Origin of the sequence: Acinetobacter sp. LCT-H3 (assembly GCF_001866125.1) — a bacterium.
In the GTDB taxonomy this organism is placed as follows: Bacteria; Pseudomonadota; Gammaproteobacteria; order Pseudomonadales; family Moraxellaceae; genus Acinetobacter; species Acinetobacter schindleri.
This window is the reverse complement of record NZ_MODX01000025.1, coordinates 1-12,607: the sequence shown is the minus strand read 5'-3', so window position 1 is coordinate 12,607 and position 12,607 is coordinate 1. Positions and strand designations below refer to the sequence as shown.

Genomic DNA, 12,607 nt, shown 5'->3' with positions numbered 1-12,607 from the left:
TAAGTATTAAATAAAATTCCGTGAGGAGCATCGCCAGACATGGCTAAACGTGATTATTATGAGGTTTTGGGTGTTGCTAAAACCGCTAGTGATGATGAGATTAAAAAAGCCTACCGTAAGTTGGCGATGAAATATCATCCAGACCGCAACCCTGACAATCCAGAAGCTGAAGAAAAGTTTAAGGAAGCTTCAGAAGCTTATGAAGTACTGTCTGACAGCGAAAAGCGCAGCATGTACGATCGCATGGGCCATCAGGCCTTTGAAGGTGGTATGGGCGGCGGTGGCGGCTTCGGCGGTGGTTTTAGCGCAGAAGATATTTTCAGCCAGTTCGGTGACATCTTTGGTGGGGCATTTGGTGGTGGTCGTCAGCAACAACGTGCGCGCCGTGGTTCTGACTTACGTTATGTCATGGAACTGAGCCTGGAAGAAGCAGTCAAAGGCGTCAAGAAAACTATTACTTTCACTGCACCTGCACCATGTGATGCCTGTGATGGTAAAGGTTCCAAAAATCCGAATGATGTGGAAACTTGTCCGACCTGTCATGGTGCAGGCCAGGTACGTATGCAGCAGGGCTTCTTCTCTGTACAGCAAACCTGTAGCACCTGTCGTGGTCAAGGCAAGATCATCAAGAATCCATGTAATAAATGTCATGGTTCGGGCGTATCTGATCGTCAGCAAACCCTGGAAGTTACCATTCCAGCCGGTGTGGACAATGGTGACCGCGTACGTTTAACCGGTAAGGGTGAAGCGATCCGTGATGGTCAATCAGGTGATTTATACGTAGAAGTGGTGGTGCGTGAGCACGAGATCTTCCAGCGTGATGGTGCTGACCTGTATATGGATGTGCCTGTTTCAATTGCTGATGCTGCATTGGGTAAAGAGATTGAAATCCCAACCCTGGATGGCCGTGTCAGCCTGAAAATCCCGGAAGGTACGCAAACCGGTAAATTATTCCGTTTACGTGGTAAGGGTGTAAAACCTGTTCGTACCAGCATGACTGGTGACCTGTTATGCCGGATTGTGGTTGAAACACCAGTAAACCTGACTGCACGTCAGCGTGAATTGCTGAAAGAGCTGCAAGCATCAATGGATGGGGAAGGTAGCCAATCTTCACCGAAGAAAAAATCATTCTTCGATCGTCTGTTTGACTAATTGAATGAAAATAAAAAAGGACGCTCAGGCGTCCTTTTTTTAGATCTCAGCTTTACAGTTCACCGATTTTTAAAGAGAAAAAATTGGTATCTTCCTCAGATTTCTATATAAGTTTACTGCTTAGTAAAGCTCCTGTCATACCTTACATTCCTGTAGCTTAAACTTATTCTGTTATTTCAACAAAGCTAACATAAATGATACTGATCTCATCTTTTGCAATTTGTTGAAGTAGCTAAACTGATTATAAGAATAAAGAAGTTGATCACGCATATTTTTTTAAAATTTAAGGTAACCGAGATGATAAAAGTAAATATTGGTATTTCAGCCGAAGACAGAGCGGAAATTGTAGAAGGTCTATCCAGACTACTTGCCGATAGCTACACCTTATATTTAATGACCCATAACTTTCATTGGAATGTCACCGGCCCGCAATTTAATACTTTACATAACATGTTCATGCAGCAATATACTGAACAGTGGAATGCCTTGGACATCATTGCAGAACGGATCCGTTCTTTGGGCTTTCCGACGCCAGGAACCTATCAGCAGTTTGCAAAGCTGACTTCTATTGAGGAAATTGAAGGTGTTCCTAAAGCGGAAGAAATGATTCGCTTACTGGTCAATGCCCATGAGACGGTTGCCCGTACCGCAAGAAGTATGTTTGACATTGTAGATAAGGCAAATGACCAGCCAACTGCAGATATCCTGACTCAACGTCTGAATGTACACGAGAAAACAGCCTGGATGTTAAGAAGTCTGTTAGAAGAGTAAATCTTTCAGACATTCATAGCTGAATTTTTAGTTTTCTATTTCCAAAGTATTGCTTTAATACAACTGGCCCATAGCGATGATATGGGCTTTTTATATGTTTAATCCTGAGCTCATAATGTATACAGGAAAAACAGCTTGCCCAATATTCTATAGAAAGCCGACTCTTTAGAATTTAATTAAACATTTCTGCATATCAAAAACGCTCATGATCTTCTTTGATTCTTTTCATTGATTTTTATGCGATCAATCTTAGTGTTAGGAGCGAGTTTTGCTATAGTAAGAACAATTTCGAATCAATATCAGGACTATGTTATGTCAGCGACACCACGCATTGGAATTTTAGGTGCAGGCGGCCGTATGGGACGCATCCTTATTCAGGCAGTGAAAGAAGCCGGCTATCAATTGGGCGCAGCAGTTGAACGCCCAGAAAGTACCTTAATTGGTACAGATGCAGGTGAAATGGCAGGTATTGGTGCAGTTGGCGTAAAAGTTGTGGGTAGCCTTGAAGAAGTGGTAAAAGACTGTGATGTGGTCATTGACTTCACTGCACCTGCAGCCACTGTACATCACCTTAAAGTGTGCCGTGAAAATGGCGTGGCCATCGTGATTGGTACCACGGGTCTCAACGACGAACAAAAAGCTTACCTCGATGAGTCTGCAACTGAAACCCCTGTGGTTTATGCTGCCAACTATTCAGTGGGTGTAAACGTGTCAATTAAACTACTAGAGCTCGCATCTAAAGTGTTTGGTGATACTGTTGATATTGAAGTGATTGAAGCGCACCATCGTCATAAAGTGGATGCACCATCAGGTACAGCACTGATGTGGGGTGAAGCAATTGCAGGTGCACTCGGCCGTGATCTGAAAAAAGATGCAGTCTATCACCGTGAAGGCCATACAGGTCCACGTGAGCGCCAAAGTATTGGCTTCCAAACGATTCGTGGTGGTGATATTGTGGGTGAACATACAGCGATGTTTATTGCCGATGGCGAACGCGTTGAAATTACCCATAAAGCCACTAACCGCATGAACTTCGCTTCAGGTGCAGTACGTGCCGCAGCTTGGGTAGTTGGTCGCGAAGCGCGCAAATATGACATGAAAGATGTACTTGGTTTTAACGATATTCAAGTTTAAATTTTCGTCAAAATCATTTATAAGTATAAGAATAACTAAAACTAAAATAAGACGACAATGGAATGAAAAAAGTCATACTCATGTTCTGTGCTGTGGCATTTGCCGCCGCAGCACAGCCTAAATCTGTACCGAATGCCAAACTCAGTATTAATAAAAATAATATCAAGGTCTGGACCTATCAAGACAAGAATAATCCGGTTTTTCTGTATAAAGCTGAAACGACCTATGATGTACCGATCGAACAGGCAGTGCATCTGATTATTGATGTCGACAATGCAGTAAAATGGGTACCTTATATGGGCAATGTGAAGGTACTCACCCGGGATGACAAAAAAGGCGATTTCACCTTATATATGGTACTGGATTTTCCATTTCCGCTGAAAGACCGGGACTTAGTGGTACAAGGGAAAATGATCCGTGAAGCCAATGGCCAGATCACGATTAAGAACAAAGCCATTCAAAAGGGCTATCCACTGAATCCGGATTATGTACGCTTGACCCATTATGAAGGTGATTGGACTTTTAACCGTTTAGGCGAGAAAAAGGTCAAGGTCTCTACTTATGGTTATGCCAATCCTGAAGGCTCTATCCCGCTGACTTTTGTAAATATGTTTGTACAGCAGCAGCCTTATCAGATGTTGCAAAAAATGAAGCTGGAACTGAATAAATCCTCGACAGTTCCGGTATTGCCAGAAGCATTGCGTTAGTTAAATGGCGAATCTTTAATCGTGTGGAGCACAAGATTAAAGCTCTTAATGGAGAGACCATCCGTCAACTGGCTTTATATAGGATCGGCATACCTGTCTATCAAGTTTTCTGGTTGAAGACGATTGTACAGCCAGGTGGTTTATAGGTTCTGTTTGAAGACCAGATTGAGCTGCATTATCAAAAAATTGTGCGATCTATTACCGACAGGAACATTTGCCTAAACGCATACATCTGTTTATTGAATTTCTGTTCGAGAAACTGGCCAAATATTTATAAATATAGCTATAAAAAATCTACCCTATTCCTAGGAGAGGGTAGATTTATATTGAATCAGGAATAAAATTAAAAATCTGCTTTCAGTACAATCCGGTAGCGGGCCTTGCCAGAATGCAGGCGTTCAATTGCTGTATTGATTTCTGACATTGGAAATAATTCGATTTGGGGTGCAATATTTTTACGCGCAGCAAATTTCAGTAACTGACGTAAAGCTACTGGAGAACCTGTCGGTGAACCAGTCACGGATTTGGCTCCGCCAATTAATGAGCCAGCCGAAATCTGCATCGGCTCTAAAGGTAAGCCCAGCATATGCACGGTACCATTCGGTGCCAGTGTCGCCAGATAAGCCTGCCAGTCCAACGTAACATTCACGGTACTGAGCAGCAGATCGAATTTACCACGCAATTTTTTAATTGCTGCCGGATCACGGCTGTTCACCACATGATCCGCGCCCATCGCTTTCAGCTCATCGGTTTTATCCAGGTTGGAGGTAAAAGCAGTAATCTCACAGCCCCAAGCTTTGAGCAATTTAATGGCGATATGCCCTAAACCACCAATGCCAATAACCCCGACATGATGAATGGCCTGAATTTGATGTTTCAGAATCGGATCAAATACGGTAATACCACCACAGAGCAGAGGACCGGCACTGGTCGGATCCAGATCTTCCGGTAGAGGAATTGCCCATTGCCAGCCAGCACGGACTTTATCGGCGAAACCACCGGCATGACCAACAATTGTGGCCACCTGACCCCCAGTACACATGACCTGTTGACCTGAAATACATGGATCACAATGCTGGCAACTTTCTGCTGTCCAGCCAATGCCGACGCGCTGACCAACCTTTAAACCTTTGGCTTCCGAACCCAGTTGTGTGATTATGCCAATAATTTCATGGCCGGCTACAACAGGATAGACTGAAGATCCCCAGTCATTATTGAGCACTGAAATATCGGAATGGCATAGGCCACAATATTCAACTTTGACTTCGACCTGATGTGGCTGAAGTTCACCTGCATCAAATTGATAAGGCTCTAGTGCTGCACCTGCAGACATTGCGGCATAGGCTTGAATGGTATTATTAGACATGGACTCAGCTCTTATTTGAATGAGAGGATCTTGTTTTAAAGTGACAGTGATTTTCATGGTCATCGACCATGCCCACTGCCTGCATAAAGGCATAACAAATCGTTGGACCAACAAATCTGAAACCGGCTTTTTTCAAGGCTTTGGACATGTGCTGACTTTCAGTGGTTTGCGCCGGAGCCTGCCGATAATTTGCCACAGCATTATTTAAACGCGGCTGCCGGGCAAAAGACCACAACCATTCGACTACATCATGATCTTGAGATTTCAGCTGTTGCCAGGCTCGGGCATTATCCCGAATGGCTGTCAGTTTACCGATATGCCGGATCAGACTAGCATCTTGCAGTTTTGCTGTGAGTTGCTCATCTGTAAAAGCAGCAATGGTTGCAATAGAATATTGAAAGAAATGTTCACGGTATGCTTCACGCTTTTTTAGAACTGTGATCCAGGCCAATCCTGCTTGCTGTCCTTCCAGACACAGCATTTCAAATAAACGCGGTTCATCCAGAACAACCTGACCCCATTCCTGGTCGTGATATTGAATATAAAGAGAATTATCGGAGCACCAGCCACAGCGTTGAATGGTCATGTGATGCTCCTTATTTTTAGAGTTTGAACGTGGTCCATTGATCTTGCTGGTTATCCCAGTAAGACAACTCTGCCTGCTCCAGATCACTGAACGGGATCCAGGCATCTTTGCCGCTCTTATCGGCATAACCGGTACTGATCAGAAGTGCATCTTCGGTGATTTCCATAACCCAGCCCTGATAAGTCTGGTCATTGAGCACGATTTTTTGTTGATTGCCTGACTCAGCAAATTCTACCAGACGGTTGATCAACGCTTCTGACATGTACATTTCCTAAAATTAACGTAGATATGGATAGGGATTTACTGCACCACGGCCTTTACCTTGTAGATAAAGCCCATAATGCAGGTGAGGCGCAGTATGTCGTGCATTACCGCTATTACCAACATAGCCAATCACCTGACCTTTTTTGACATAGTCCCCGACACTCAAGCCGCGCTTATGCCCGTCGAGATGCGCATAATAATGCCAGGTTCCACCCGGGCCGAGTATCCAGATCACTTTACCACCCAAATTGTTATTGCGTAAGTCTGCAATCAGGCCCTCCGTCGCACTCAGGACTTTGGTTCCACGTGGAGCCATAATGTCGGTACCTTCATGCAGGCGGCCACTGCTGCGGGAAGCTCCCCAGGTATCCTTGAGCTGGCGTGTCTTAATGTTATCTACCGGGATCGGCAGCCGGGAGGGCATTATTGTATTCCTCAGTTGCTGCACCAGAATCGGATTTAGTACTGCAGAACCCGGCTGTTTGGGAGTAGAGCTACACGCTGCCAATAGCAGCATCAAAACAGAAATAATGGCAAAACGAATATTGTGCTGCAAAGCATCCTTCCTTGTGCGCCTGTATCAAATTCAAAATTATTAAGTTAAAAATCTCGTATTTCTAAATATGTCACAGTTGAGTTGCAGAGATCAATTTTTTCATTGCTGTGGGGATGCCGGCCTGAACTGCCGCGGTTGGCTCCAGCCAGATGCCATTCAGTTCAATAGCTAAATGCTCTTGCAGATCAGCATCAATGACAAATACCAGACCTTCCAGTTGCCAGGTAAAATGGGTAAAACTATGCGAAATTTCGACTTTTTGTATGAACTGTTTTAAGCCTAGACTCTGTTTTAATATATCCAGTTCATGTACTTCTTCGATAATCGGCAAGCACCACAGACCACCCCAAAGTCCAGTATTAGGACGTTGCTGCCACAGCCATTGATCACCACATTGTAAGATCAGTACCTGGGCAGATTTTACCGGTACTGGTTTTTTAGCTTTTTTAAAAGGCAGCTCGTTTTCTAAGCCTTGCTGATGTGCCTGGCAATGCTGTTGCATCGGACAATACAGACACAGCGGTTTCTTGGGCGTACAAACTGTGGCTCCCAGATCCATAATTGCCTGGGTATAGTCATGATTACGTTCGTTAGGACATAGCTCTTCAGCCAGTTGCCACATGGCACGTTCATGAATGGGCTTAGAAAGATCATCTTCAATGGCAAAGAAACGCGATAACACCCGTTTGACATTACCATCCATAATTACGCCGTATTCACGTAAACCAAGTGACATTAGTGCACCGGCAGTCGAACGACCAATACCCGGCAATGTGATCCATTCTTCCAGAGTTTTTGGAAAATGACCTTGTGCAGTCACGATTCCAGCTGCTTTGTGCAGATTACGTGCCCGGGCATAATAGCCGAGTCCCGCCCAGTAAGGAGCAACCTCATCCCAAGTTGCCACTCCCAAGTCCTGAACTGTAGGAAATCGCGTAATAAAACGGTCAAAGTATTGTAATACTGTTTTGACTTGAGTCTGCTGCAGCATAATTTCAGAGACCCAGACTTTGTAAGGGTCATCTGCCACCTGCCACGGCAAGTCATGCCGGCCATGAACATCAAACCATTCTAAAAGCGCATCTGAAAATACAAACATGAATACTGGACAGGGCAGGAAAACAAGAAGGCATTATAGCGGATTCAGCTAAAGGAATCGGTGAAAAGTGTATCAAGGTAGACAGGCAGATCAGGCAATAAAAAAGTGAATGATCCGAAGTTCATTCACTCTGATAAAACTTGAGCTAAAAACTAAATTTAGTCTTCAATTCCCCAACGGGCATCCAGTTTCAGCACTTTGCCTTCATAACGTGGAATAAGGTGAATATGCAGGTGTTCAGACTTTGCCTTGAATACCTCACCATCATTAAAACCTACATGGAAGCCAGATGGCTGATAGCGTAAATTTAGTTCATTACGTGCCTGTTCAAGCAAAGACATCAGGCTTTTACGTTCTTTATCGGTAATTTCAAAAAAGGAAGCCACATGACGCAGTGGCACGATCACACTATGCCCTTGGGACAATGAATTCGGTTCAGGCAACACCACACCAAAGTCATTTTTGGCAATGACATCATATTCGTCATAGTTGCAGTATGGACAGTTGTTCTCAGCCATTTCATTCTCCTTATTTCTTCTTGAATAATCATTTTTGCACTAATCCGCTCCCCCTCAGAGTAGAGTAGCACAAATATTCTTTACGCCAGTCGACGTGCCAGCAGGGCATACATTGCCTCAAGGCTTTGTTTTTCTGCTTCAGCATTGTAACCAAGGTCTACACCATTGGCTTTGGCCCGTTCATCGGCAAGCGGGTTGCTAAAGCCATGTTTGGCATTTTTGAAGATGATCACGTCGTGTTTCACATTGGCGGCCTGCATTTCCTTACGGAAACTCTCAACATCATCCAGTGATACCATGCTGTCCTGTTCACCGTGCAGGACGAGAATCTCAGCCTGAACCTGACCTTTTTGAGCAGGTGCTTTGGGTGACAGATTGGCATGGAAGGTTGCCACTGCCTGTAATGGAGCATTAGAACGTGCCAGATCGAGTGCGACTTTACCGCCATAACAGAAACCGATTGCGGCCAGTTTATCTGCATCAACTTCATCTTGTGCAGCGAGGGTATTCAGGGCAGCCGTAGCACGATTCACAATCGTATCGGGATCTTCAAAAGTCTGCATCATCCATTCATAGGCTTGATTCGATGCCGTGGTGACTTTTTTATCGCCATACATATCAATCGCCAGGGCAGCATAGCCGTGTTCAGCCAGTTCACGGGCACGCTGTTCGGTATAGTCATTACGCCCCCACCATTCAGGTGCCACAATCACGCCTGGAACAGGCGTATCGGATTCGGGCGCTGCAAAATAACCAATTAGCTGGCTGCCATCCTGCGCCGTATATTGAATCTCACGTGTCTTTATTGCTGCCATGGAAGTTCCTCTATTGTTGTTCAGTATCTTGATGAAAACATAAACATAGCAAAAGCCAAACAGATGTCACAGGATTACAGCAGATTAATTTGTTCTTTTTAGTCAAAAAAAGGAGATATACCCGGATATCTCCTTTTTGATTATTTCATGACTTCAATCAGTTCAATATCGAAGATTAAGGTACTATTCGGTTCAATCACATCACCTGAACCAATTTGCCCATAAGCAAGTTCTGCAGGTATAAAGAAACGGTATTTGGCACCAGGTTTCATCAGTTGCAGACCTTCGGTCCAGCCCATAATCACCTGACTGGTCTTGAATACGACCGGCTGATTACGTGCAATTGAACTGTCAAACACAGTACCATCAATCAAACGACCTTCATAATGTACTTTGACATTGCTGTTCGCATTTGGCGATTTTCCTTTGCCATCTTGCAGGATCTGGTATTGAAGTCCTGATTTAGTCGTTTTAATCTCTGGTTTTTTGGCATTTTCAGCCAGGAATTCACGGCCAATTTTGGCATTTTCTTCAGCTGTTTTTTTGAGCTCAATTAACTCGCGAGCATCGGCCTGACGCTTGTATTGCATCAGTACCTTGGCCATATCTTCTTCAGTCAAGCTGGCTTTTTGCCCTGCTGCTGCGGCTTTCAGTCCAGCACTAAATGCATCCAGATTGATGCCTTTTAATGAATCGGCATTATTGCGACCCATAAGATAGCCAAAGCTGTAACCCACCTGTTCTGCTTCTGTACTTTTGGTGGTGATATCCTTGGCATATAAGCTACCGGAACATAATAGCAGGGCAGCAAGACTAATTTGTATTTTCATTCTAGTATCTCAAAAACAAGGGAGAGCATATTGCTCTCCCTAAACCGTATTATTTTACTTCGATGAGTTCAACATCAAAAATCAAGGTGCTGTTTGGCGGGATGGTACCTGGTACCCCTTGCTGACCATAACCGAGTTGAGACGGGATATATAAGGTTGCTTTGCCACCTTCTTTCATCAGCTGTAGACCTTCAGTCCAGCCTGGAATGACCTGATTCAGTGGGAATTCGATTGGTTCACCACGTTCTACTGAACTGTCAAATACCGTACCGTCAACCAGCTTGCCAGTATAGTGAACTTTAACCATAGAATCTGCAGCAGGTGGTTTTCCTGTACCTTCTTTGGTTACCAGGTATTGCAGGCCTGAAGCGGTGGTTTTGACGCCAGGTTTTTTCCCATTTTCAGTCAGGAAAGAATCACTTGAAGCTTGGGCCTTTTTAGCATCATCAAGCTGCTTTTGCTGCATATCCTTCTGGAACTGCTCATAAGCTGCCTGTAGTTCTTCTTCATTATAGGCTGCCTCATTACGGGCATGGCCATCACGAACACCGGTAATGAAGCTATTGATATCTAGCTCTGGTGGAGTTTGATGTGCGACTTCATAACCGAGAGCATAGCTGATCTTAGAAACTGCAGATGCATCTTTAGATGCCTTAGAAGTTTGATTTACCGGATGTTGAGTTGCATAGTAAACAGGAACGAGCGCAGCACCGCCTAGAAGAACAGCGACAGCAATCGGTAAGGCCTTACTCATGTATTATTCCAATATGATGTTATCGTTAATGTTCGTTCCATCTTAGCAGAAATTTTTAAGAAATCTTGAACCACCTGTGCAAATTTCAACGGGTTTTTGCTGTGGTTTGGTAGAGCCCAGAATTTAATAAAACTAATCATAAAAAAGCCGGCAATTACCGGCTTTGAATATTAGTCCTGATCTTTTCTAGCTTTATAAGCATAATTATAGTTATAACCATAGCTATTTTTAATATTGTTAAGCACAACGCCATTAATTTTAACATTTGCCTGATTAAAACGATTTAGAACTGAATATAATTCATCCATTTGTGTGTTGAGATGACGGGCAACCAATAAATTTGTCCCCGCATTCTGCGCAATGAGAATACCATCAGTGACTGCTAAACTAGGAGGGGTATCGATGACAATATAATCAAACTGTTTCGATAGTTCATTCAATAATATATCAAATTTCTCAGAGGCTAATAATTCAGCTGGATTTTCGGGATATTGACCGCAGGCGATAAACGCACACCTGACTCTAATCCAGTTTTGATTAGATGACTGAGATCAATTTTTCCAAGTAAAAACTCTGTTAAACCGTTTGTATTTTCCTGATTTAAATACTGATGTAAGTAGCCATTACGCATATCAGCATCAATCAATAGAACTTTTTTAGCAGTTTGTGCCAATAAAATAGCTAAATTAACTGCTAAAAATGTTTGTCCCACATGGGCAGTGGGGCCTAGAATCGTAATAATATTATTTTTGGACTCTGCTTTTTTCGCACGTAGGATTGTACGGACTCCCCGGATACTCTCAACTGCTAAATCCTGAGGTTTTTCAGAGGCAAGAATAGCAATTTTCTTGGTTAAAGGGGACTTATTCTTTTGATATGAAGAGTTTTGATGCGAAGAGTGAGGAACAGCTGCATAAACAGGTAACTTAATTTCATTTTCAATTTGCATAGTATTTTTAATTCCAGAACGTAATATTGTACGAACTAAAGCCAAAAGTACCCCGATGAAACCACCCACAAAAATAGATAAGATTAAAACAATTAATTTTTTAGGTTTAATAGGCTTGGAAGGTTCTGCAATAATATTGAGAGATTTAATCGTATTAACTGTGCTGCTCTTCAGGCCTGAAAGCTCATGATACAGTTGTTTCTTGATACTTAAATCTACATAAGCTGAGATATCAGGTGAAAGGGGGCTATATAGTTTTAGAAAATCATTCTCTAAATTTAGTATTTGTAAATTGATATCATCTAGCTCTAATGACTGTTGTTGCAAAGCATCGGATGTAGCTAAGCTATTTGAAGATAATGGATCAATCATTCGGTCTAAGGCTAATTGCAGTTCGAGGTCTATTTTTTTACTTTCTAGAGCTACTCTTTCAGTAATATAGGCCTCCTGTCCTACGAATTCTAAAGAGTTTGAATTTTTACGGAAGGGTTCAAAAGCTTTCTCAGCCATACTTGAGGCTTGTTGAAGCTCTATCAGTTTTTGATTTAAAAGGATTAAACCTTGAGAAGACTGATCTGAAACTGCGTTAAAACTTTGTATTTTGTAATTATTAATAAGAGAATTCAAAATATTTGTCGTATTTTTAGGTGTCTGGCTTTCATAAGTTATTTTTATCATCCCTATATTTTTGCCATTTTCTGACACATTCAAGTTCTCTAGAAATTGTCTTTGAGCAATAAATAAAGGCTGTTTAGTAATATACAGATCTGATTTAACAGAAGAGGGCTTTGCGAAAACAGCAATTTTCCAATCTTGGTTGTTGGACTGTAATTGATTCAACTTTCCAGAGTAGAGAATTTGCTCTGTTGTTAAATCTTTCAAAGTAAAATTCTGTTCTTGAATTTGAAGGTTTAGAGGAGTTTCCTGGAATTTTCTAGGAACTTCAAACTGTTTAATTTCTACAGATGTATGGCTATTTTCGAAGATTACAGAATTTTTCGTATATTGAATTTGAGATGAATGATAAAAGCGGTTCAGAACAGAGTTTGGCGACTCATGAATAACCAGGTCTAGGTGTAATTGATTAATAGATCTCTTTCATAAAT

General features: G+C 42.6%; 14 protein-coding genes and 1 pseudogene. 4 read left to right on the top strand and 11 right to left on the bottom strand.

Translation table 11 applies throughout. The features are described from left to right. The first annotated feature begins 39 nt into the window (after positions 1–39). The 4 genes from dnaJ to BK820_RS12145 all read left to right on the top strand — a co-directional run bounded on the left by dnaJ (position 40) and on the right by BK820_RS12145 (position 3,764). Complete coding sequence (gene dnaJ, locus BK820_RS12160; RefSeq protein WP_004895889.1) at positions 40–1,152, top strand: molecular chaperone DnaJ; 1,113 nt, start codon at positions 40–42, stop codon at positions 1,150–1,152. Between the two features lie 297 nt (positions 1,153–1,449). Continuing rightward, the gene (locus BK820_RS12155; RefSeq protein ID WP_004814100.1) at positions 1,450–1,923 is read left to right on the top strand and encodes a Dps family protein; all 474 of its coding nucleotides are present in this window, start codon (positions 1,450–1,452) and stop codon (positions 1,921–1,923) included. A 312-nt stretch (positions 1,924–2,235) separates the two neighbouring features. After that, a complete protein-coding gene (gene dapB, locus BK820_RS12150; protein WP_004814102.1) occupies positions 2,236–3,057 on the top strand; it encodes a 4-hydroxy-tetrahydrodipicolinate reductase in 822 nt (273 codons plus the stop codon). Positions 3,058–3,119: 62 nt separating this feature from the next. Beyond that, entirely contained in the window at positions 3,120–3,764 is a 645-nt protein-coding gene (locus BK820_RS12145) for an SRPBCC family protein (protein ID WP_071321058.1), read from the top strand. 343 nt (positions 3,765–4,107) lie between these two features. Here the strand turns inward: BK820_RS12145 and ahr are convergent, their stop codons facing one another. The 11 genes and pseudogenes from ahr to BK820_RS12090 form a co-directional block, all read right to left on the bottom strand. Then, positions 4,108–5,130, bottom strand: a complete 1,023-nt coding sequence (gene ahr / locus BK820_RS12140; protein ID WP_071321057.1) for an NADPH-dependent aldehyde reductase Ahr — start codon at positions 5,128–5,130, stop codon at positions 4,108–4,110. Between the two features lie 4 nt (positions 5,131–5,134). Then, the gene (locus tag BK820_RS12135; protein ID WP_071321056.1) at positions 5,135–5,716 is read right to left on the bottom strand and encodes a DNA-3-methyladenine glycosylase I; all 582 of its coding nucleotides are present in this window, start codon (positions 5,714–5,716) and stop codon (positions 5,135–5,137) included. Positions 5,717–5,732: 16 nt separating this feature from the next. After that, positions 5,733–5,978 (bottom strand): hypothetical protein, encoded by a 246-nt coding sequence (locus BK820_RS12130; RefSeq protein ID WP_071321055.1) that lies wholly within the window; start codon positions 5,976–5,978, stop codon positions 5,733–5,735. Between the two features lie 15 nt (positions 5,979–5,993). After that, positions 5,994–6,497, bottom strand: coding sequence for a M23 family metallopeptidase (locus BK820_RS12125; RefSeq protein WP_410469160.1), 504 nt, complete (start codon positions 6,495–6,497; stop codon positions 5,994–5,996). Positions 6,498–6,606: 109 nt separating this feature from the next. Next, positions 6,607–7,635, bottom strand: a complete 1,029-nt coding sequence (gene mutY, locus BK820_RS12120) for an A/G-specific adenine glycosylase (RefSeq protein WP_071321053.1) — start codon at positions 7,633–7,635, stop codon at positions 6,607–6,609. A gap of 158 nt (positions 7,636–7,793) precedes the next feature. Continuing rightward, positions 7,794–8,162, bottom strand: a pseudogene (locus BK820_RS12115) (HIT family protein); the annotation flags it as partial. A 71-nt stretch (positions 8,163–8,233) separates the two neighbouring features. Next, a complete protein-coding gene (locus BK820_RS12110) occupies positions 8,234–8,968 on the bottom strand; it encodes a dienelactone hydrolase family protein (protein WP_071321052.1) in 735 nt (244 codons plus the stop codon). Between the two features lie 140 nt (positions 8,969–9,108). Next, complete coding sequence (bamJ, locus tag BK820_RS12105) at positions 9,109–9,798, bottom strand: BamJ family beta-barrel-assembly machinery protein (RefSeq protein WP_071321051.1); 690 nt, start codon at positions 9,796–9,798, stop codon at positions 9,109–9,111. A 49-nt stretch (positions 9,799–9,847) separates the two neighbouring features. Continuing rightward, the gene (bamJ, locus tag BK820_RS12100) at positions 9,848–10,552 is read right to left on the bottom strand and encodes a BamJ family beta-barrel-assembly machinery protein (RefSeq protein WP_071321050.1); all 705 of its coding nucleotides are present in this window, start codon (positions 10,550–10,552) and stop codon (positions 9,848–9,850) included. 170 nt (positions 10,553–10,722) lie between these two features. Beyond that, positions 10,723–10,992, bottom strand: a complete 270-nt coding sequence (locus BK820_RS12095; protein ID WP_071321049.1) for a tyrosine-protein kinase family protein — start codon at positions 10,990–10,992, stop codon at positions 10,723–10,725. Positions 10,993–11,015: 23 nt separating this feature from the next. Next, complete coding sequence (locus tag BK820_RS12090; protein WP_071321048.1) at positions 11,016–12,383, bottom strand: GNVR domain-containing protein; 1,368 nt, start codon at positions 12,381–12,383, stop codon at positions 11,016–11,018. Between the last annotated feature and the right edge of the window lie 224 nt (positions 12,384–12,607).

Excerpts from the sequence above, each read along its gene's own strand:
- dapB (WP_004814102.1), top strand. The coding sequence starts at position 2,236 with ATGTCAGCGACACCACGCATTGGAATTTTAGGTGCAGGCGGCCGTATG.
- mutY (WP_071321053.1), bottom strand. The coding sequence starts at position 7,635 with ATGTTTGTATTTTCAGATGCGCTTTTAGAATGGTTTGATGTTCATGGC.
- BK820_RS12130 (WP_071321055.1), bottom strand. The coding sequence starts at position 5,978 with ATGTCAGAAGCGTTGATCAACCGTCTGGTAGAATTTGCTGAGTCAGGC.
- BK820_RS12110 (WP_071321052.1), bottom strand. The coding sequence starts at position 8,968 with ATGGCAGCAATAAAGACACGTGAGATTCAATATACGGCGCAGGATGGC.
- BK820_RS12145 (WP_071321058.1), top strand. The coding sequence starts at position 3,120 with ATGAAAAAAGTCATACTCATGTTCTGTGCTGTGGCATTTGCCGCCGCA.
- BK820_RS12125 (WP_410469160.1), bottom strand. The coding sequence starts at position 6,497 with ATGCTGCTATTGGCAGCGTGTAGCTCTACTCCCAAACAGCCGGGTTCT.
- BK820_RS12155 (WP_004814100.1), top strand. The coding sequence starts at position 1,450 with ATGATAAAAGTAAATATTGGTATTTCAGCCGAAGACAGAGCGGAAATT.
- dnaJ (WP_004895889.1), top strand. The coding sequence starts at position 40 with ATGGCTAAACGTGATTATTATGAGGTTTTGGGTGTTGCTAAAACCGCT.
- bamJ (WP_071321050.1), bottom strand. The coding sequence starts at position 10,552 with ATGAGTAAGGCCTTACCGATTGCTGTCGCTGTTCTTCTAGGCGGTGCT.
- ahr (WP_071321057.1), bottom strand. The coding sequence starts at position 5,130 with ATGTCTAATAATACCATTCAAGCCTATGCCGCAATGTCTGCAGGTGCA.
- BK820_RS12135 (WP_071321056.1), bottom strand. The coding sequence starts at position 5,716 with ATGACCATTCAACGCTGTGGCTGGTGCTCCGATAATTCTCTTTATATT.
- bamJ (WP_071321051.1), bottom strand. The coding sequence starts at position 9,798 with ATGAAAATACAAATTAGTCTTGCTGCCCTGCTATTATGTTCCGGTAGC.